The organism is Tatumella sp. UCD-D_suzukii (assembly GCF_000611875.2).
GTDB classification, from domain to species: Bacteria; Pseudomonadota; Gammaproteobacteria; order Enterobacterales; family Enterobacteriaceae; genus Tatumella; species Tatumella ptyseos.
Window position 1 is genome coordinate 101,788 of record NZ_JFJX01000007.1, and the last position, 20,083, is coordinate 121,870.

Sequence of the window (20,083 nt, forward strand, 5' to 3'; positions counted from 1 at the left end):
CGCTCATTTAATCTTCGGGTTGAACTGCTATTTTACCTTTTTCTACGCTGAACATCTTGCCCTTTTCGTCATTCATGTCGAGAACATGATCAACACTGATGGCACTCACAAAAACCTGCGCTTTTGTCGCTTTCAGGCGGTTGGCCAGGATCTGCCGGCGCGTGTTATCCAGTTCAGAGGCAAAATCATCGATCAGGTAAATACAACGTCTGCCGCTTTGACGTGTCAGGTATTCCCCCTGCGCCAGGCGCAGGGCACACATTAATAATTTCAGTTGTCCGCGCGATAACAAATCCTCGACCGGGGTACCGTCAGCACGAATACGAAAATCGGCTTTGTGCGGTCCGCTGGCGGTATAAGTCAGGGCGCGATCTCGTTCAAAATTACGCTCCAGTAACTCCGCGTAATCACTTTCTTTATCCCACCCGCGCTGACAGGAAAACGTCAGGTCATATTCCGGCAGGAATTGCTGGCAGGTTGCCTTAATTTCCAGCGTAATATCATCGCTGTAAGCCTGCCGCCATTCACTGATTTTATGAGCCAGCGGTGCCAGTTCCTGATCCCAGGGTCGTATCTGTCGATAACTGCTGACCTGACGCAACGCCGCATTACGCTGTTTCATCAGGCGGCGAAGATCATTCCAGGCACTAAAAAACCCGGGAAAGTTATGGAAACACCCCCAGTCAATATAGGCTCTGCGGAATTTCGGCCCGCCGGTCAGCAGGGTAAAACCTTCCGGGGTGATCAGTTGCATCGGCAGAAGTTGTGCCAAAGCGGCAATCTTATGTCCGTCGCTCCCGTCAATACGGACTTTGCTTTCGCCGGCACGATCTTTACTCAGCCCGATACTGTGTTGCTGACTGGTATCCGTAAGCCTGCCATGCAGAACAAACGCGGGTTGATCATGTCTGATCACCCGCCCGGTTTGCAGACTGCGGAATGCCCGCCCGTGTCCCAGGGTATAAATCGCCTCCAGTACACTCGTTTTACCACTACCGTTTGGACCAATAAGAAAATTCACACCTTCAGACAGCGATAAGTCTGCCTGGGGAATATTACGAAAGTCTTTAATGATAAGACGGGTCAGGGCCATAGATCAGTCCGGAGGCGAGAAAAACGCATGACATAGAAACGATCCCCTGCAGATATCCTGCAGGGAATGGGGGCCGGGTACAGAACTACAGACGCATCGGCATCACGACATAGGCAGCATGCTGACTGGCAACGTCTTCAATCTGCACACTGGAAACGGAATCAGTCAGCAGTAAGCGAACGTTTTCACATTTCAGAGCATTCAGAACATCCAGTACATAGCTGACGTTGAAACCGATTTCGAGATCACTGCCCTGATAGTCCACGTCCAGGATCTCTTCAGCTTCTTCCTGCTCCGGGTTATTCGCGGTGATACGTAACTGATTTTCGGTGATAAACAGCCGTACTCCCCTGAATTTTTCATTAGAGAGGATCGCCGCACGGGCAAAAGCCTGCCGCAGGAGGTCACAACCGGCTTCCAGCGTCTTATCCGGATTTTTAGGGAGAACACGGCGGTAGTCAGGGAAACGTCCGTCCACCAGTTTGGAGGTAAAGATAAAATCTCCCACATGTGCACGAATATTACTGCTACCGATCTGCACCCGCAGAGGTGTATCTCCGCCGTCCAGCAACCGCACCAGTTCAACCACACCTTTACGCGGAACAATGACTGAATGGTCAGGTAAAGACTGACCAACCGGCATCGAACATACCGCCAGGCGGTGTCCGTCGGTGGAGACCGTACGCAGTTCTTCCCCTTCGGTTTCAAACAACATTCCGTTCAGGTAATAGCGAACATCCTGATGGGCCATGGAAAACTGCGTGGCCTCAATCAGACGTTTCAGCGTTGCCTGAGGCAGAGTGAATTCAACTTCACTTTGCCAGTCATCAAGATTCGGAAAGTCACTGGCCGGCAGGGTAGATAACGAGAAACGGCTGCGTCCTGAACGCACCAGTATTCTGTCACCTTCCAGGATGACGTGAATTTCAGCACCATCAGGTAATCCCCGGCAGATATCCAGGAATTTACGCGCAGGCACGGTCGTCGCTCCGGGTTCATGGGGCTGACTGAGCGATACCCGGGCGACCATCTCCATTTCGAGATCAGTCCCGGTCAGCGATAAGGCACCTTCGCTCACCTGCAATAACAGGTTGCCGAGGATGGGAAGTGTCGGACGTCCCCCCAGGGGGCCGCTCACTTGCTGTAAGGGTTTGAGCAATTGCTCTCTTTCAACAATAAATTTCATAGCGTCAGGAAGATAATGTTCTGATTAAATTGGAGAAATCTTCTTTGATGTCGTGACTTTCTTCACGTAACTGCTCTATTTTCCGGCAGGCGTGGAGGACTGTGGTATGGTCCCGTCCGCCAAAAGCATCACCGATTTCCGGCAGACTATGGTTCGTCAGTTCTTTTGCCATCGCCATCGCCATCTGACGCGGTCTGGCCACCGAGCGCGAACGTCGTTTTGATAACAGATCCGCCACCTTAATTTTATAATATTCTGCGACGGTTTTCTGGATATTATCGATAGTGACCAGTTTTTCCTGCAATGCCAGCAAATCCCTCAGCGCTTCACGGACAAAGTCGATGGTTATCGCCCTGCCGGTAAAGTTTGCATTGGCAATGACACGATTCAGTGCCCCTTCCAGTTCACGGACATTAGAGCGCAGACGTTTAGCAATAAAGAAGGCGACTTCGCCAGGCAAACGAATTTTATTTTCGTCCGCTTTTTTCATAAGAATGGCGACACGGGTCTCAAGCTCTGGCGGTTCAATGGCCACCGTCAGACCCCAGCCAAAGCGTGACTTCAGGCGATCTTCTACCCCATTGATCTCTTTCGGATACCGATCAGAGGTCAGGATAATTTGCTGATTACCTTCCAGCAACGCATTGAAGGTATGAAAAAACTCTTCCTGCGAACGCTCTTTATTCGCAAAAAACTGAATATCATCGATAAGCAGCGCATCCACAGAACGGTAATAGCGTTTAAATTCTTCAATGGCATTGTTCTGCAACGCTTTTACCATATCCTGTACAAAGCGTTCCGAGTGCATATAAACAATTTTAGCATTCGGTTTTCTGGCAATAATACCGTTACCGACAGCATGTAACAGGTGAGTTTTCCCCAGGCCTGTACCGCCATACAGAAATAACGGATTATAAGCGCCACCCGGGTTCTCAGCGACCTGTCGTGCGGCCGCACGGGCCAGCTGGTTCGACTTACCTTCGACAAAGTTATCAAAGTTATGCCGGCTATTCACATTTGAGCGATAAGCCGCTTGCACAGGAGCAGGGACGTTATCCCAGCTGGGACGACCCTCATGGCTGGGTGCTGATGGCTGACGTACCGGAGGGATCGGTTGCGAAATATTCTGAACGGCAACCGTATTCGCTGCAGGGGCCACCGGCGCTGCCGCGGCGGGCCGTGCACCCACTTCAAAACGCAATACCGGAATATCCGAGCCGCAAAACTCATTCAGCAGGCCATTAATACTATTAATGTATTTATCCCGCACCCAGTCGAGTACAAAGCGGTTTGGTGCATACAGAGCCAGAGTGTTGTCGTTCAATTCAGCCTGTAAAGGACGGATCCACATACTGAATTCAGTGGCAGGTAATTCATCCTGCAAACGGGTAAGGCACTGTTGCCAAAGCGTTAGTGACACGGCGGACTCCACTGGTACAAAAATAAGACAAGAAATGGTGCTAATCTTTTGAAAAAACGGGTTATTGATGCAGACGGAGAAATCGTCTGCTGCAACGATCTGCAATTCATTCCCGCCGTGCGTCCCGAAAGGATCGCCAACGGAACGACGGATCATAACGCAAAGCGGGCAAGAGATCTTCCTTTTCTACACCGATTTCTCCCATTTTATCCACAGGATTTCAGAATGACACCGGGCAAGTCACGCTCTGCGATAAAAGAAAAAACCGGTCATATTGCAGATTTCTCCCGCTTCCCCGTCAGATAACGGTCATTTCAGAGCCTGTGATCGACAGATGATCCTGAAGGATCCTTGCTCTTTATAAGGAAGCCCGTATAATTCTCATCCTGTTTGCATCCCGAAGTAGCGCCCGGCGTCACTGAAATGGTTGCAGACAGACTTTTATCGGGGCATAAAGGTGTCATTATTAGCGGAAGTAAATTGACTCAGGACTGTACAGTTATTACAATCCCGCCTCTTTAAATAAAATACACTGAGGCGTCGGTCGGTTTACTGACTCTGCTACGCGTCACCAAGTGAACATTCTCAAGTTTAGGTAGAAATCGCCATGAAACGCACTTTTCAACCGTCTGTACTGAAGCGCAACCGTTCTCACGGCTTCCGTGCTCGTATGGCTACTAAAAATGGTCGTCAGGTTCTGGCACGTCGTCGTGCTAAAGGCCGTGCTCGTCTGACCGTTTCTAAGTAATAAAGCTAACCCTGGTGGGTAAGCTCGCATTTCCCAGGGAGTTACGTTTGTTAACTCCCAATCATTTCACTTTCGTCTTCCAGCAGCCACAACGAGCTGGCACGCCGCAATTGACTATTCTCGGCCGCCAGAATTCGCTGGGGCATCCCCGCATCGGTCTCACCGTCGCCAAGAAACACGTGAAACGGGCACACGAACGTAACCGGATTAAACGTTTAACCCGGGAAAGTTTTCGTTTGCGCCAGCACGAGCTTCCGGCTATGGATTTTGTCATCGTTGCCAAAAAAGGGATAGCTGAACTGGATAACCACACACTGACGGAAGTGTTGGAGAAACTATGGCGTCGTCATTGTCGCCTGGCGCGCGGCTCCTGATTGTTCTTATCCGCGTTTACCAACGGGCAATAAGTCCTCTTCTGGGGCCTCATTGCCGTTTCAATCCAACCTGTTCCCATTACGGGATAGAAGCCTTACGTCGTTTCGGGGTGGTAAAAGGCAGTTGGTTGACGGTGAAACGCGTATTAAAATGCCATCCTTTACATGCGGGTGGTGACGATCCTGTGCCGCCAAAAAACACTGATACCAGAGAAAACTAACGATGGATTCGCAACGCAATCTTTTTTTCATCGCTTTTCTGTTTGTGTCTTTTATGATCTGGCAAGCCTGGCAGACGGACCACAATCCACAGCCACAGCAAACTCAGACCACTCAGAATACGAACAGCACCGCAGGTGATGCTGCAAACCAGGGCGTCCCCGCCAGTGGTGAAGGCAAAACGATTACAGTTAAGACAGACGTCTTGTCTGTTGAGATTAATACCCGTGGCGGTGATGTAGAGCAGGCACAATTACTGGCCTACTCTGACAAACTGGGCTCTTCCAAGCCTTTCCAGTTGCTGGAAACGTCTCCTGACTTCCTGTATCAGGCACAAAGTGGTTTAACCGGCCGTAATGGTCCGGATAATCCTGCCAATGGTGCCCGTCCTTTATACACCGCGACTCAGCAAAGCTACCAGCTAGCCGATGGCCAGACCGAACTGCGCGTTCCGCTGACCTGGACCGGTGAAAATGGCGTGGTTTATACCAAAACCTTCGTCTTCAAGCGTGGTGGTTACTCGGTCGATGTTGATTACCACATCGATAATGCTTCAGCACAGCCTCTGGAAGTTTCCATGTTTGGCCAGCTGAAACAAACTATCGCGCTGCCAAAAGATCGCCAGACCGGGAGCAACAACTTCGCGTTGCATACCTTCCGTGGCGCGGCGTACTCCACCAGCAATGAAAAGTATGAGAAATATAAGTTCGATACCATTGCTGATAACGAGAACCTGAACGTCAGTACTGATAACGGCTGGGTAGCCATGTTACAACAGTACTTCGCGACAGCATGGGTTCCGCGTACTGCCGGCAGTAACACTCTGTATACCAGCGCTCCGGGCACCGGCCTGGCTGCGGTAGGGTACAAATCTGCGCCAGTGACTATCGCTGCAGGTGCACAGCAGGATCTGAACGCGACCCTGTGGGTCGGACCGGAACTGCAGGATCAGATGGCAGCCATCTCTCCTCACCTGGACTTAACCGTAGATTACGGGTGGTTATGGTTTATTTCTCAGCCGCTGTTCAAACTGCTGAAATTTATCCACAGCTTTATCGGTAACTGGGGCTTCTCCATTATCGTTATCACCTTTATTGTCCGTGGTATCATGTACCCGCTGACGCGTGCGCAATACACCTCAATGGCGAAAATGCGCATGCTGCAACCCAAAATTCAGGCCATGCGTGAGCGCCTGGGTGATGATAAGCAGCGTATCAGTCAGGAAATGATGGCACTGTACAAAGAAGAGAAAGTGAACCCTCTGGGAGGGTGTCTGCCTCTGGTTATCCAGATGCCTATCTTCCTGGCGCTGTACTATATGCTGATGGGCTCAATTGAGCTGCGTCACGCGCCGTTCATTCTGTGGATCCACGACCTGTCCGCTCAGGACCCGTACTATATCCTGCCGGTATTAATGGGTCTGACCATGTTCTTCATTCAGAAGATGTCGCCGACGACGGTCACTGACCCGATGCAGCAGAAGATCATGACCTTTATGCCGGTCATCTTTACGGTCTTCTTCCTGTGGTTCCCGTCAGGTCTGGTGCTGTATTACATCGTGAGTAACCTGGTGACGATACTTCAGCAGCAGCTGATTTACCGTGGTCTGGAAAAACGCGGTCTGCACAGCCGTAAGAAAAAAGCCTGACGGCTATCACGTAGCCTGGCTGCGTGATAATCCCGATAACTCAGGATATGATAAGGCGGTCATCTGACCGCCTTTTTTATTGGTAAAGAGAGAACAGTTATGAGCCACAGCGATACTATCGTCGCCCAGGCAACGCCCCCGGGTCGCGGAGGAGTCGGTATATTAAGAATTTCCGGCCCGCATGCCGCCGGCATCGCACAACAGATCCTGGGGAAACTCCCGAAACCCCGTTATGCAGATTACCTCCCCTTCCTGGATGCAGAGGGTTCGGTTCTGGATCAGGGCATTGCGTTGTGGTTTCCCGGGCCAAACTCCTTCACCGGCGAAGATGTGCTGGAACTGCAGGGGCACGGCGGACCGGTCATCCTGGATCTGTTACTGAAACGCATTGTCGGACTGCCGGGTGTACGTATTGCAAGACCGGGTGAGTTCTCTGAACGTGCGTTTCTGAACGATAAACTGGATCTTGCCCAGGCAGAAGCTATCGCCGATTTAATCGATGCCAGTTCGGAACAGGCAGCCCGTTCGGCGGTGAACTCCTTACAGGGCGTATTTTCTACCCGGGTGAACCTGCTGGTGGAAGCCCTGACCCATCTGCGTATTTACGTGGAAGCCGCTATCGACTTCCCGGATGAAGAAATCGACTTCCTCTCTGACGGCAAAATTGAAGTACAGTTAGCACAGGTGATTAATGATCTGGAGGCGGTGCGGAGTGAAGCACGCCAGGGAAGCCTGCTGCGCGAAGGTATGAAGGTGGTGATCGCCGGACGTCCGAATGCCGGTAAATCCAGCCTGCTCAACGCACTGGCGGGGCGCGAAGCGGCGATTGTGACCGATATTGCCGGCACCACCCGCGATGTGTTGCGTGAACATATTCATATTGATGGTATGCCGCTGCATATCATTGATACGGCCGGGTTGCGTGAAGCCAGCGACGAGGTCGAACGCATCGGTATTGAGCGCGCATGGCAGGAGATTGAACAGGCCGATCACGTCCTGTTTATGGTTGACGGCACCACCACCACCGATACCGATCCCCGGCATATCTGGCCGGACTTTATCTCTCGTCTGCCGGAAGCATTGCCGGTGACCGTCATCCGCAACAAAGCCGATATCACCGGGGAGTCTCCCGGAGCAGAATCAGAGGCCGGCCATACCTTAATCCGTTTATCGGCCCGTACCGGGGGGGGCATCGATACGCTGCGTGAGCATCTGAAACAGAGTATGGGCTTTTCCGGGAATATCGAAGGCGGCTTTATTGCCAGACGCCGTCACCTCGAGGCTCTGGAGCTGGCAGGAACACACCTTCTGCAGGGCAGAGGACAGTTACTGGATGCCCGGGCCGGAGAGCTGCTGGCCGAAGAATTGCGCCTGGCACAACTGGCGCTGAGTGAAATTACCGGAGAGTTCACTGCGGATGACCTGCTGGGACGGATTTTCTCCAGCTTCTGTATTGGTAAATAAACCGGATACCGGCCCTTCAGGGCCGGTATATTTTCAGGAAGACCGTTTGTTTCCGGACGGAGAATCTGTCGCCGCTTCAGCACCCACGGACATCAGGGCTCCGGCATTCAGTAATCCCCCCACTGCCTGTGCCAGATCCGCCGGCATGGCGATAACCTTCGTATTATTACTTTTGGAAAGATCCCCGAGCGTCGCCACATAATTGTTCGCCAACTGGAATGACATCGCCTCATGCCCTCCGGCGCTGTTCAGAGCGTATGCCAGCTGTTCCGTCGCTTTTTTCTGTCCGGCGGCCAGTGTTTCAATCGCCTCAGCTTCCCGTCGGGAGGCTTCAAGCTTCGCTTCGGCATCCAGGATCATCGCCTGCTTTTTCCCTTCAGCTTCACGTATCGCCGCATTCTTATTCCCTTCGGCCCGGGTTTCCGTCGCTTTACGCTCCCGCTCTGCGGCAGCCTGTTGTTCCATCGATTTACGCATCGAATCTGACGGTGTAATGTCCTGAATATCAACGGTCCTCAGGATCAGCCCCCAGTCATTCATCTGCTCTTCCATATTCGCCCGCAAGGTAATAGCCAGCTGATCACGGTTAGATAACGTATCGTCCAGATTCATTCCCCCGACCGCATTACGGATGGTGGTCATTACCAGGTTCTGCACCGCAGCACTGTAACTGTCGACGCCGTAGGCGGCTTTATTCGGGTCTGCAATACGGATAAAGCAAATGGCATTAACCCCGACCGTGGCATTATCTTTAGTGATCCCTTCGATACCTTTCACTTCAAACATCTGATCTTTCGCCGACATTTTATAGGCGACGACATCCAGAAACGGGATCAGGATATTCAGCCCCGGATTAAGAGTACTGTGGTATTTCCCCAGACGCTCCACAATCCACTGATCTGCCTGCGGCACAATGCGTACGCATTTAAATAACGTAATCGCCAGTAAAAGAATGATTAAACCTGATGCAATCAGTCCCGGTGACATAGCGCCCCCTCTCTCATGTAGTAAATTAGATAGCTGTAACCTTTACCTGTTCTTCGCCAATCATCGCGACCACCTGCACACGTGCCTGACGGGGTAAAGCGTCATCACTGATACAGGGCCACTCCTGACATCCCTGAACCGGTTTACTCAGTAGCAGTTTTCCGGTTTCTCCCGGCACCAATGCCGACGCCAGAATCCCCTGCTGCCCCACCAGCGGTTCCGCGAGATATTTTTCGGGCGGACTACGGATCCAGCGAACCCAGACCCAGGCACAAAGCAATGACGCCACCACCCAGATAAGTAACTGCCCCGCCAGGGATAATGCCGGCACGATCAGCACGACCAGCGCCGGTACCATGGCAGCAATCGCCATCCAGAGGCCAAAAAAGGTGACTGTCATCAGTTCTGCCAGCGCAAAAAGCGCAGCAATGGCTATCCAGAACCAGAATATTGTGGTTATTTCCATACTCCCCCCTGCTGAAAATACCGGATCCCGTGATGTCCGCTTCACGTTTCAAGGCAGCAATGGGCCGGTAACTGCTGGCGCTATCTTGCCTGAAAAAACCACAAAACTCCTAATTCAGGATCAATTATGAGAGATAAGGCCGTTTACAGGCCCCGGGGGGATACAGGAAAAACCGGCGGGGAGACCCCACCGGTGGGTTCAGGAGACGACACGGGACAACTCAATCACCCGGTCTGCACTGGCAATGGTTGAAGGGCGATGAGCAATAAAGATACGGGTGATTTTTAATTCACGAATAGAGGCGTTGACCCTGGCTTCATTGTCGAGATCGAGATGGCTGGTCGCTTCATCGAGGAACAGTATGGCCGGGCGGCGGTAGAGAGCCCTGGCAATCAGTAAACGCTGTTTCTGGCCTCCGGACAGGCTACCCCCCAGTTCACTGACCAGGGTTTCGTATCCCATCGGCATTTGCATTATTTCATCATGGATATGACTGCTTTGCGCACAAGAAATTATCCGGTCCGGGTCTCTCTGCTCACTAAAGCTGGAAATATTTTCGGCAATAGATCCGGCGAATAACTTATCCTCCTGCAACACACAGGCAATACAGTCACGATAATTATTCAGTCCGGCGCCGCTGATATCAATACCGTTAAAAAGTACATTCCCGGTATCAGATGACAGTAATCCGCTCATCACTTTCATGAGTGTGGTTTTACCCGACCCCGAAGGCCCCGTGATCGCGACACTTTCTCCGGCGGCGACCAGGAAGCTGACACCTGAAAAAACAGGCCGGCTCAGTTTGTCATACTGATACCCCAAGTCCCGCACCTGCAGGCTGGCCGCTTCGTCTGGCGGGCAAAGTCTTCTTGCAGGCTGGTATACCTCGGTTTCCTGCAGGACAATATCGGCAATCCTGTCGTTATGTAATGCCAGCATTCTTAACTGCAACACCATATCTATCAGTGCCGAAGCGCGCTCAGAAAACTGCCCGCGGTAGGCATTAAAGGCCACAAACATCCCCAGCGTCATCTGCCCGTCAATGACCATTGATGCACCCAGCCACAGGATGATCACCTGATCGAGGGTGGAGATCAGCGCGTTAACGCCGCCAAATAACATATCAAGACGCGTCATCCGGATACCGGCGTTAGTCGTATCAATATTCAGGTTAAGCCAGAATCTGGAACGTATTTCTGTTAATCCCAGCACCTTTAGTGTACTGATCCCGTAAAGCGTCTCCATAAAATGGGACCCGGCACGGGCCTCTTTGACAATGTGCTCTTCCTGGGCCTGGCGGTAGCGCTGATAAGTCGACAGACGTAATACCATATAGATCAACGTAAATCCCAGTACGACTGCAATTAACCAGCCACCGTATAACAGCATCATCACGAATACGCCGACAGAAACAATAACATCGATAGTCCCGCTCACCAGACTACTGGTCAGGGTGGAACGGATAGTATCCAGCGACGAAAAACGGGACTGGATATCGCCGAGCTTACGTTTTTCAAAGTAGGCCAGCGGCAGCCGGAGTAAGTGATCCATCAGCCCGGTCTTCCATTGAATATCGATCAGTGACTGCATGACCAGCGACGTCCAGGCCCGCAGCATACTGATAAAGGTGCGGAACAGGATAAATGTCAGCAGTCCGAGGCAGATCAGGCCCAGCAGATCATGATCCCGGGCAATGATGACATGATCCATCACCAACTGGGTGCCCATCGGGATCAGGAGATTGACCGCTTCTACCAGTAACGATAAACAGAAGATCCGGATCAGAAAGCCCGGTAATCCGCTGATATTTTTCATCAGCGATCGCAGGTTCAGTTTTGAACGGGCTTTAACCGGAATAAACTCACTATCCGGCCAGACTTCCAGCGCCACACCGGAGAAATGGCGGGAGATTTCAGTAAGACCAACCACTCTGCGACCAAATGCCGGGTCATGGATAATAAAACGCCCCCGCTTCACCGCCACCAGCACCACAAAGTGACTCATATCCCAGTGCAGCAGACAGGGTCTTTTGAGCTGGCAGATTTCATCAATATCCAGCGACAGAGGACGTGTTTTTAAGGACAGTTGCCCGGCGATATGAATGATAGTGGCCAGGGTCGCGCCGTGCGACGAGATACCAAAGCGACGACGCATATTGAGCAGGTCGATGTCCATCCCGAAGTAACGACACACCATGACCAGACACGCCAGACCGCATTCAGAAGCCTCCGTTTGCAGAATGCGGGGAACCCGTCGCCAGGGCGACAGCTGGATCCGTCGGATGATGTCATTAAAGAATTCATTATTCATGTAAAGGCCCGCTCAGACTCCGCCTGATGTCATAATAAGGTGCCAGGATCCATTGATATAATGGCCGGCTTTCCAGGAACAACGTGGTCTCTGCTTTCATCCCGTTAGACCAGCTCATAGGTTTGCCCTGAAACCGGAAGTCTCCGCTTTCCAGTGCGACTATCGTCTTATAATAGGATTGGGTTACCCCCTGGCTGATACCGGTCGCACTACTGCTATACATTGCCAGCTCTTTCTGGCCTGCCGGTATCTGTGAGACTGACCTGATTTTTCCCGGGAACTGCCCGAATTTTTCAAAAGGATAGGCTTCAAACCGAAGATTCACGCTATCGCCCGGAGAGACATACGGCAGGCTGCTGTCCGTTAGCCAGAGGATCAATGAAAAGTCCGGGTCTCCGGCCGGCATCACCTGCGCCAGACTGTCACCGGTTGAAACCATCTGCCCCACGGTATACACCATGTTTTCGATAGTCCCGTCTTCCGGGGCATTAATAATTAAGGTGCCACTGGCGTTAACTTCGGCCAGCTGGCGTTCAAGCTCGCTGCGCTTTAAGGCATACTCCGCTGACTGATTATCGAAATCAGCAGATTTTGTAGCGATTTCCGTTTCCAGATTAATTATCTGCAGGCTCTCCTGGATTGCCTGAGTATTCAGGCTCTGCCATGCCGATTGCTGCTGGTAGAATAAATAGCGCTGGTTATTGAACTGTTCTTTATTAATTAATCCCCGCTTAAGATAATCATCATAATTACCCATGCTTTTTTTCATATCCTGCAGTCCACGGGTCGAACTGTCCATTAATGCCAGTGAGTCTTTATGCGCTTTTTTATATTTTTCCAGTTGTTGTTGCAGGTTTTCCCTGGCGGAGATTTTATTACGATTTATTTTTTTTATAATTTCATCAATCAGTACCAGTTGCTGCCTGATAGCTTCCACACCACGCAGACTTACGTTGCCGTTCAGCGTTGTTTTACTGACATCAATCTCATATAACGGCTCCCCTTTCTTTACCTGTTGCCCGGTATCAAAATATTTCCCGGAAATAACACCCTGCCAGGGCGAGTAAATGGTTATTGCCTGCTCCCGGGAGATAATTTCTCCCCCGACATTAACCCTGCGGGTATATTCACCAAATAAAAGCCCGCCGATAATGACAGAAAAAAAGAAGGCAGAAAAAAGCACCACCAGCCAGGCCGGACATGCTGAAATAAGCAGTGCCTTACCGAGCCACTGTGTTCTCAGATGACGGAGAGCCTCCTCCCTGAAAATCGAATTTCCTTCCATGGGTTCCACTATCACTTTTAAGCACTGACGGAGCCATCCCTTAAGAATGACCGATCCTGATAACCTGATCTGAAAAAAGGTGCCAGATCTCTGGCACCTTGGAGGGATAGTCAGTGACTATTTATCGCGTAATAATTTAATCGCGGAGGTCACAAAGCTGAAGGCAGATTCGAGAGTCAGCCCCAGGTTAGTTCCAACGGCAGAAGCGTTTGCTACCGAGTTTTTCAGGCCCAGCACTTTCATTGCACCACCAAGAGTGCTACCGATATTACCCAGAGAATCTGCCAGTGCGCCCGCACCAGAAACGCATTCCACTTCAACGTGAGTTAATTCTTTCATAGATTATTCCTTTTTTATAAAAATCCCTAAGAGTATGAAACACGCAATGACATACGTCCCCGTCAGTTATACACCGGTCCGTACCGTTATCATTTGCGTACAGGAAATATACCTGACGATTATTTTAATGCAATATATCCGCACACACACATCCGGAAAGCAAAATACAGAGTCATTTTATAATTAAGAAATATACCGGGATAAAAAAAGGAAAACTGATTAAATACTGCCACAAAAAGGAAACTGACGTCATGATTATTTCACTCCCGAAGAGAATATCCGGAATTCAAAATCATACAGGGGTAAATTATCAGAGTATTTCACCCGAATGCATTCAATAAAAATGAACGCCATGAATAATATACAAAGCCTTCACTATCACGTATCGATAGAAGAGCCTGCCGGTTTTCACCGCCAGGCCCGTCAGCGTATTAACCAATCGCCCCCAGAGCATCATCCGTTCCCCGGGTACGGGGTAATAAAAACAGCGTTGCCAGAACATCGACCACATAGATCAGTGCCAGCAGAGTTATCGCCGCCGTGAAAGACCATTCTGACGCAAGCGAGCCGATGACCAGGGGTCCCAGCCCTCCGACGGCGCGCCCGGCATTGAATAATACATTCTGCGCAGTCGCCCGGGCGGCGACCGGGAATGTATCAGAGATGAGAGCACCGTAACCACCGATCATGCCGTTCACGAACATCCCCATCACCGCACCGGCAAGCAGCATCAGCGAGGGGTCGGTAAGCCTTGCATACACCACCACCATAACCACCGCCCCTAATTGATACAGGATAAAGATTTTCCAGCGGGCAAAACGGTCGGCCAGTATTCCAAATAACCCGATACCCAGTGTCATGCCTATAACGGTGACGGCTGTCCAGATCCCCGATTTTGTCAGCGTGAAACCAAAGTTCGCGGAAAGATAACCCGGCATCCAGATCATCAGCCCGTAATAGCCAAAATTTTGCACCGAACAAAGAATAAAAATACCTATGCTGGCTTTTGCCGTCATTCTGTCTTTAAAGAGTAATTTAAGACGAGACGTAAAGGCGAGAGGCGTAGGTTCGGCCGCCTGACGGGCAAATGCGTCAGGTTCACCTAATCCATGGCGGATAACAAAAGAAAACAGTGCCGGAATAAGCCCCACCAGGAACATTCCGCGCCAGCCGATATAAGGTAGCAATACTGGCGTCAGTACAGCGGCCATCAGTACTCCTGCCTGCCAGCCAATACCTACCCATGCCGATGCACGGTTACGTTTACTGGCAGGCCAGACTTCCGCAATCAGTGCCATACCTATCCCGAACTCCCCCCCGAGCCCGACACCGGCCAGTGTCCGGTAGACCAGTAGATCCGGATAGCCTCTGGCGACAGCGCATAATCCGGTGAATACAGAAAACATCAGGATAGTCAGCGAAAGTATTTTGATCCGCCCGAAACGGTCACTCAGATGACCAAAAATAATCCCTCCTATCACCGCCCCTATCAAAGTCCAGGTCACCAGAGAACCGGCCTGTGAATAATTGAGCGACAGAGAAAGACTGATCGCCGGTAACATAAACCCGAGGATGAGCAGATCAAAACCATCCATCGCATAACCACTGATCGCCGCGAGCATTGCTTTCGCTGGCGTCACTCTTTTTTTCTTACGCACGTGTGTATCCATTTTTACGGAAGGTATTCAGGTGGAGGAAGTATAAAAAGGATGGGGCAGACAAGCTATGGATAGATTAATACACCAGCCGCTGCTATCCGGGCGGATAGCAGCGGGATAATGCCTGTTACTCCGGAAGGTTATCTCCGGCTAATAACTGGTCCAGCTTATCGCCACCCAGGTGGCGGAAATCCTGACCTTTGACAAAATAAAAAATAATTTCGCAGATATTCTGACAACGATCGCCAATACGCTCGATAGCACGGGCACAGAAAAGTGCCGTCAGTACGCTAGGGATAGTCCGCGGGTCTTCCATCATATAGGTCATCAGCTGGCGGATAATGCCTTCATACTCTTTATCCACCTTTTTATCTTCACGATAAATCTCGATAGCCGCGTTCAGGTCCATACGTGTAAACGCATCCAGAACATCGTGCAGCATCTGTACCGCATGACGGCCGAGAGACTCCAGACTCACCAGCAGCGGCTGGTGGTTCTGACCGAATTTTTCAAGCGCAGTACGACTGATCTTTTCAGCCACATCCCCAATGCGCTCCAGTTCGGAGATAGTCTTAATGATAGCCATCACCATACGTAAATCGCTGGCCGTCGGCTGACGTTTAGCAATAATCCGGACACAATGATCATCAATATCGACTTCCATCATATTCACTTTCTGGTCGTCATTAATCACCCGCTGAGCCAGTTCACTGTCCATATTCTGCATGGCCGTGATGGCGTCGGTCAGTTGTTGCTCAACCAGCCCCCCCATAATCATGACCTGGGTCCGGATATGCTCCAGCTCAGCATTAAACTGCCCGGAAATGTGTTTATTTAAATTCAGACTATCCATGGTGTTCTCCAGTATCGCAATCGCTCTCTGTCATGCAGAGGGTGGCAAAGGGTCAGGGGCATGGCCGGGGCTCAGCCGTAGCGGCCTGTAATATAGTCTTCGGTTTGTTTCCGGGCCGGTTTGGTAAACAGCGTATCGGTATCACAGAATTCAATCAGTTCGCCCATATACATAAAGGCGGTATGGTCAGAACACCGCGCTGCCTGTTGCATATTGTGGGTAACAATCACAACGGTGTAATCCTGTTTTAATTCACTGATCAGTTCTTCGATACGTCCGGTAGAAATCGGATCCAGGGCCGAGCAGGGTTCATCCAGTAACAGAACCTCCGGACGGATAGCGATACCACGGGCGATACACAGACGTTGCTGCTGTCCCCCGGACAGGCTATAGCCGCTCTGATTCAGCTTATCTTTGGTTTCCGTCCACAATGCAGCTTTGGTCAGAGCCCATTGCACACGCTCATCCATTTCCGCACGGGACAACTTCTCAAATAAACGCACACCAAACGCGATATTATCGTAGATAGACATCGGGAAAGGTGTCGGCTTCTGAAAGACCATCCCGACACGGGCACGTAATAACGCGATATCCTGGCTATTTTCGAGAATATTTTCACCGTCCAGCAGGATCTGTCCTTCGGCACGCTGCTCCGGATAGAGCTGATACATTTTGTTCAGCGTACGCAGCAGCGTTGATTTGCCACAACCGGAAGGCCCGATAAATGCGGTCACTTCGTTGCGTGCAATATCCAGATTAATATTTTTCAGCGCGTGAAATTTACCGTAATGGAAGTTCAGGTCACGGACCTGAATTTTAGCTGCCGCTGCATTAATTTGTGCCATATTCATGCTTCGTCTCTCTTATCCCGGCGCCGCATCCGCCACGCCGTAAAAATTAGTGTTTACGCTTAGTAAAAATAACCCGTGCCAGGATGTTCAGCAGCAAGACACACAGGGTAATAATCAGCACGCCCGCCCAGGCCAGATTTTGCCATTGAGGAAAAGGACTCATCGCAAATTTATAAATGGTCACCGGCAGGTTAGCCAGTGGCTGCATCATGTCGGTGCTCCAGAACTGGTTTGACAGCGCTGTAAACAGTAAGGGCGCCGTTTCGCCGGCAATACGGGCAATCGCCAGCAATACTCCGGTCATAATGCCGGAAACGGAAGCTTTCAGCGTAATGGCCAGGATCATTCGCCACTTCGGCGTCCCCAGTGCATAAGCGGCCTCGCGCATCGTATCCGGTACCAGCTTCATCATGTTTTCTGTGGTACGGATAACAATCGGTACCTGTAACAATGCCAGCGCCAGTACACCTGCCCAACCGGAGAAATGGTGCATCTTTGCAACAACCAGCGTATAGACAAACAACCCGATCACTATCGAAGGCGCTGATAGCAGGATATCGTTAATAAAACGGATGACCTCTGCCAGAAGTGATTTACGACCATATTCGGCCAGATAAATCCCTGCCAGAATACCCAGCGGGGTACCAATGACCGTAGCCCACAGGATAAGCAGACCACTACCGGCCAGGGCATTCGCCAGACCGCCGCCATCAGTATTTGGCGGAGGCGTTGACTGAGTAAACAGATCCAGAGACAGTCCGCCCACCCCGCGTGAAACTGTGGTCCAGAGGATCCAGACCAGCCAGAACAGACCAAAAACCATGGTGAGCAGTGAAAAAAAGATCGCTATCTTATTTTTCAGGCTACGGCGTGACTGCATTTTACGGCGGGACGCCGCAAGCGCGGCCCGGGCGCCGGGATCCAACGTCGTCATGAGCGGCCTCCTTCACTTTTAGCCAGGCGCAGTATCATCAGTTTGGAAATCGCCAGTACCACAAAAGTAATGAAGAACAGAATTAATCCCAGCTCCATCAATGCCGCTACGTGTAACCCGGAGGAGGCTTCCGCAAACTCATTCGCCAGCGCAGAGGTAATACTGTTGCCTGGCATATAGAGCGAGGCACTGTCCAGTTGATAGGTATTGCCGATAATAAAGGTGACGGCCATCGTTTCACCTAATGCGCGCCCCAGTCCGAGCATCACCCCCCCGATCACGCCGTTACGGGTAAAAGGCAGCACGATGTTCCAGATAACTTCCCACGTAGTACAGCCGAGTCCATAAGCAGACTCTTTCATCATCACCGGGGTTTGCTCGAAGACATCCCGCATTACCGAGGCGATGTAAGGAATGATCATAATCGCCAGGATAACGCCGGCCGCCAGGATACCGATACCGAACGCAGGACCTGAGAATAACTGACCAATAAAAGGGACAGAAGACAGCAGGTCGCCGACCGGCGTCTGAAAATAGTTGGCAAACAAGGGAGCGAAAACAAATAGCCCCCACATGCCGTAAACAATGCTTGGGATCGCCGCCAGCAATTCAATCGCGGTGCCCAAAGGACGGCGCAGCCAGCCCGGGGAAAGTTCTGTCAGAAACAGGGCAATACCGAAGCTGACCGGTACGGCAATCAGCAGAGCTATTATTGACGTGACCACCGTTCCGTAAATAGGTACCAGCGCACCGAACTGCTGGTTCGGGGCATCCCAGGTTTTATTCCAGAGGAAGGCAAAACCAAATTTGTGGATGCTGGGCCAGGAGGAGATGATCAGGGAAACGATAATACCGCCCAGAAGTAATAATACGACCAGCGCAGCCAGCCTGACCAGTGCGCTGAAGAGGATATCGCCTTGCTTTCCGGGGGCTTTAAATGTCGGCTTTCTTTCCGCCATAAGAGTCTCTGCTTCACGATTAACAGGGCGGCATTAGCCGCCCATGGGGTCACATGAGTTAACGGTATTCAGCCTTACTGGTACAGGGCTTTTCCGTTTTCATCAGTGATATTGGTTTTCCATGCACTACGGATTTCTTCTACAACAGACGCCGGTAAAGCCGCGTAGTCCAGGCTTTCTGCAGTCTTATCACCATGGCTATAAGCCCAGTCGAAGAATTTTAACACCGCTGCGCCTTTAGTGGCATCTGACTGCTTTTTATAAACCAGGATAAAGGTGGTTGAAGAGATAGGCCATGCATCATCGCCTTTCTGATAAGTCAGGTCCTGAGCGAATGTCTGTTTCCAGTCAGCCCCTTTCGCAGCGTTACTGAAGTTTTTCTCAGAAGGCAGGATAGCCTTACCATCTGCATCCACCAGTTTGGTATAGGTCAGGTTATTCTGTTTCGCATAAGCATACTCAACATAACCAATGGAGCCCGGCAGACGCTGTACGAAAGCGGCAACGCCATCATTCCCTTTACCGCCCAGCCCGACCGGCCAGTTCACGGTATTACCTTTCCCGATTTTATCTTTCCACTCGCTGTTCACTTTAGACAGGAAGCTTGTGAAGACAAACGACGTCCCTGAGCCGTCTGCACGGCGAACAACATTAATATTCGAGGAAGGTAACTTAATGCCCGGGTTCAGCTTCTCGATCGCCGGATCATTCCATTTTTTGATTTTTCCGAGATAGATGTCACCGACGGTTTCACCGTTCAGCGTCAGCTCACCGGATTTCACTCCCGGCAGGTTGACCGCCAGAACCACACCACCGATCACCGTCGGAAACTGGAAAAGACCGTGTTTCTGCAGATCCGCATCAGAAAGTGGTGCATCAGAAGCACCGAAATCAACGGTTTTGGCAATGATTTGATTCACACCACCGGAAGAACCAATCCCCTGATAGTTCACCTGACTACCATTCGCTTTCTGGTAATCCGCAGCCCAGCGGGCATATATCGGGGCCGGAAAGGTACCGCCCGCGCCGGTTAAATTGGTAGCTGCAAATGCAGAAACAGCGCTCAGAGACAATGTCGCTGCCAGTACCCGGGCAACAGTCTTATGCATCAGTGTCATATTCCCTCCGGGGGAGTGTATTTTCAGGCTCAATGCCAGTTTAAACGGGTTAGTCATGCTGCAGGAGGCAAAATAGGACAGTTTAATGACATTAAAATGTCCGAATTATGACAGTTTTATGACAGCCCCGCGGCTCCTTTACCGCCAGAGGGTTGCCGGCCGGCACAAAGC

The 20,083-nt window shown here is 51.1% G+C and carries 20 protein-coding genes; 6 read left to right on the plus strand and 14 right to left on the minus strand.

The features are described 5' to 3' along the window. Positions 1–7: 7 nt before the first annotated feature. The 3 genes from recF to dnaA all read right to left on the minus strand — a co-directional run bounded on the left by recF (position 8) and on the right by dnaA (position 3,699). On the minus strand, positions 8–1,093 hold the full coding sequence (recF, locus tag CG67_RS03275) for a DNA replication/repair protein RecF (protein ID WP_025901559.1): 1,086 nt from the start codon (positions 1,091–1,093) through the stop codon (positions 8–10). 85 nt (positions 1,094–1,178) lie between these two features. Next, on the minus strand, positions 1,179–2,279 hold the full coding sequence (gene dnaN / locus CG67_RS03280) for a DNA polymerase III subunit beta (RefSeq protein ID WP_025901560.1): 1,101 nt from the start codon (positions 2,277–2,279) through the stop codon (positions 1,179–1,181). A gap of 4 nt (positions 2,280–2,283) precedes the next feature. Next, positions 2,284–3,699: a chromosomal replication initiator protein DnaA gene (dnaA, locus tag CG67_RS03285; RefSeq protein WP_025901561.1), complete on the minus strand. Its 1,416-nt coding sequence runs from the start codon at positions 3,697–3,699 to the stop codon at positions 2,284–2,286. A gap of 48 nt (positions 3,700–3,747) precedes the next feature. Between dnaA and CG67_RS18000 the strand changes: the two genes are divergently transcribed. The 6 genes from CG67_RS18000 (at position 3,748) to mnmE (ending at position 8,152) form a co-directional block, all read left to right on the plus strand. Next, positions 3,748–4,005, plus strand: coding sequence for a hypothetical protein (locus CG67_RS18000; RefSeq protein ID WP_152975028.1), 258 nt, complete (start codon positions 3,748–3,750; stop codon positions 4,003–4,005). A gap of 301 nt (positions 4,006–4,306) precedes the next feature. Continuing rightward, positions 4,307–4,447, plus strand: coding sequence for a 50S ribosomal protein L34 (gene rpmH, locus CG67_RS17300; protein WP_000831330.1), 141 nt, complete (start codon positions 4,307–4,309; stop codon positions 4,445–4,447). 14 nt (positions 4,448–4,461) lie between these two features. After that, complete coding sequence (gene rnpA, locus CG67_RS03290) at positions 4,462–4,821, plus strand: ribonuclease P protein component (RefSeq protein ID WP_038010759.1); 360 nt, start codon at positions 4,462–4,464, stop codon at positions 4,819–4,821. Beyond that, a complete protein-coding gene (yidD, locus tag CG67_RS17305; RefSeq protein WP_071780144.1) occupies positions 4,785–5,042 on the plus strand; it encodes a membrane protein insertion efficiency factor YidD in 258 nt (85 codons plus the stop codon). The genes rnpA and yidD overlap by 37 nt, the downstream gene beginning before the upstream one ends. A gap of 2 nt (positions 5,043–5,044) precedes the next feature. Then, positions 5,045–6,688, plus strand: coding sequence for a membrane protein insertase YidC (gene yidC, locus CG67_RS03295; RefSeq protein WP_025901563.1), 1,644 nt, complete (start codon positions 5,045–5,047; stop codon positions 6,686–6,688). A gap of 99 nt (positions 6,689–6,787) precedes the next feature. Then, a complete protein-coding gene (gene mnmE, locus CG67_RS03300; protein ID WP_025901564.1) occupies positions 6,788–8,152 on the plus strand; it encodes a tRNA uridine-5-carboxymethylaminomethyl(34) synthesis GTPase MnmE in 1,365 nt (454 codons plus the stop codon). Between the two features lie 33 nt (positions 8,153–8,185). On the opposite strand, the gene CG67_RS03305 is transcribed toward mnmE, so the two are convergent. From CG67_RS03305 to pstS, 11 genes are all read right to left on the minus strand, one after another. Next, the gene (locus CG67_RS03305) at positions 8,186–9,139 is read right to left on the minus strand and encodes an SPFH domain-containing protein (protein WP_025901565.1); all 954 of its coding nucleotides are present in this window, start codon (positions 9,137–9,139) and stop codon (positions 8,186–8,188) included. A 25-nt stretch (positions 9,140–9,164) separates the two neighbouring features. Further along, the gene (locus CG67_RS03310; RefSeq protein ID WP_025901566.1) at positions 9,165–9,605 is read right to left on the minus strand and encodes an NfeD family protein; all 441 of its coding nucleotides are present in this window, start codon (positions 9,603–9,605) and stop codon (positions 9,165–9,167) included. A 198-nt stretch (positions 9,606–9,803) separates the two neighbouring features. After that, complete coding sequence (locus CG67_RS03315; RefSeq protein ID WP_025901567.1) at positions 9,804–11,915, minus strand: peptidase domain-containing ABC transporter; 2,112 nt, start codon at positions 11,913–11,915, stop codon at positions 9,804–9,806. Continuing rightward, a complete protein-coding gene (locus tag CG67_RS03320) occupies positions 11,908–13,200 on the minus strand; it encodes an HlyD family secretion protein (protein WP_025901568.1) in 1,293 nt (430 codons plus the stop codon). The genes CG67_RS03315 and CG67_RS03320 overlap by 8 nt, the downstream gene beginning before the upstream one ends. A 117-nt stretch (positions 13,201–13,317) precedes the next feature. After that, positions 13,318–13,539 carry a hypothetical protein gene (locus CG67_RS03325; RefSeq protein ID WP_025901569.1) on the minus strand — a complete coding sequence of 74 codons (222 nt, stop codon included), beginning with the start codon at positions 13,537–13,539 and terminating at the stop codon, positions 13,318–13,320. A 431-nt stretch (positions 13,540–13,970) separates the two neighbouring features. Beyond that, positions 13,971–15,161, minus strand: a complete 1,191-nt coding sequence (locus CG67_RS03330) for an MFS transporter (RefSeq protein WP_152975030.1) — start codon at positions 15,159–15,161, stop codon at positions 13,971–13,973. Positions 15,162–15,324: 163 nt separating this feature from the next. Beyond that, complete coding sequence (phoU, locus tag CG67_RS03335; RefSeq protein ID WP_025901571.1) at positions 15,325–16,050, minus strand: phosphate signaling complex protein PhoU; 726 nt, start codon at positions 16,048–16,050, stop codon at positions 15,325–15,327. A gap of 71 nt (positions 16,051–16,121) precedes the next feature. Beyond that, positions 16,122–16,895, minus strand: coding sequence for a phosphate ABC transporter ATP-binding protein PstB (gene pstB, locus CG67_RS03340; RefSeq protein ID WP_025901572.1), 774 nt, complete (start codon positions 16,893–16,895; stop codon positions 16,122–16,124). A 52-nt stretch (positions 16,896–16,947) separates the two neighbouring features. Then, complete coding sequence (gene pstA, locus CG67_RS03345; protein ID WP_025901573.1) at positions 16,948–17,835, minus strand: phosphate ABC transporter permease PstA; 888 nt, start codon at positions 17,833–17,835, stop codon at positions 16,948–16,950. Then, positions 17,832–18,794 (minus strand): phosphate ABC transporter permease PstC, encoded by a 963-nt coding sequence (gene pstC / locus CG67_RS03350; RefSeq protein ID WP_025901574.1) that lies wholly within the window; start codon positions 18,792–18,794, stop codon positions 17,832–17,834. Before pstC ends, pstA begins: the two co-directional genes overlap by 4 nt. A 74-nt stretch (positions 18,795–18,868) precedes the next feature. Continuing rightward, positions 18,869–19,912, minus strand: coding sequence for a phosphate ABC transporter substrate-binding protein PstS (gene pstS, locus CG67_RS03355; protein WP_025901575.1), 1,044 nt, complete (start codon positions 19,910–19,912; stop codon positions 18,869–18,871). Positions 19,913–20,083: the final 171 nt, after the last annotated feature.

Bases quoted from the DNA above. Each gene is read 5' to 3' on its own strand.
- recF (WP_025901559.1), bottom strand. From the start codon at position 1,093: ATGGCCCTGACCCGTCTTATCATTAAAGACTTTCGTAATATTCCCCAG.
- dnaN (WP_025901560.1), bottom strand. From the start codon at position 2,279: ATGAAATTTATTGTTGAAAGAGAGCAATTGCTCAAACCCTTACAGCAA.
- rpmH (WP_000831330.1), top strand. From the start codon at position 4,307: ATGAAACGCACTTTTCAACCGTCTGTACTGAAGCGCAACCGTTCTCAC.
- yidD (WP_071780144.1), top strand. From the start codon at position 4,785: ATGGCGTCGTCATTGTCGCCTGGCGCGCGGCTCCTGATTGTTCTTATC.
- yidC (WP_025901563.1), top strand. From the start codon at position 5,045: ATGGATTCGCAACGCAATCTTTTTTTCATCGCTTTTCTGTTTGTGTCT.
- mnmE (WP_025901564.1), top strand. From the start codon at position 6,788: ATGAGCCACAGCGATACTATCGTCGCCCAGGCAACGCCCCCGGGTCGC.
- CG67_RS03305 (WP_025901565.1), bottom strand. From the start codon at position 9,139: ATGTCACCGGGACTGATTGCATCAGGTTTAATCATTCTTTTACTGGCG.
- CG67_RS03310 (WP_025901566.1), bottom strand. From the start codon at position 9,605: ATGGAAATAACCACAATATTCTGGTTCTGGATAGCCATTGCTGCGCTT.
- CG67_RS03315 (WP_025901567.1), bottom strand. From the start codon at position 11,915: ATGAATAATGAATTCTTTAATGACATCATCCGACGGATCCAGCTGTCG.
- CG67_RS03320 (WP_025901568.1), bottom strand. From the start codon at position 13,200: ATGGAAGGAAATTCGATTTTCAGGGAGGAGGCTCTCCGTCATCTGAGA.
- CG67_RS03325 (WP_025901569.1), bottom strand. From the start codon at position 13,539: ATGAAAGAATTAACTCACGTTGAAGTGGAATGCGTTTCTGGTGCGGGC.
- CG67_RS03330 (WP_152975030.1), bottom strand. From the start codon at position 15,161: ATGCTCGCGGCGATCAGTGGTTATGCGATGGATGGTTTTGATCTGCTC.
- phoU (WP_025901571.1), bottom strand. From the start codon at position 16,050: ATGGATAGTCTGAATTTAAATAAACACATTTCCGGGCAGTTTAATGCT.
- pstB (WP_025901572.1), bottom strand. From the start codon at position 16,895: ATGGCACAAATTAATGCAGCGGCAGCTAAAATTCAGGTCCGTGACCTG.
- pstA (WP_025901573.1), bottom strand. From the start codon at position 17,835: ATGACGACGTTGGATCCCGGCGCCCGGGCCGCGCTTGCGGCGTCCCGC.
- pstC (WP_025901574.1), bottom strand. From the start codon at position 18,794: ATGGCGGAAAGAAAGCCGACATTTAAAGCCCCCGGAAAGCAAGGCGAT.
- pstS (WP_025901575.1), bottom strand. From the start codon at position 19,912: ATGACACTGATGCATAAGACTGTTGCCCGGGTACTGGCAGCGACATTG.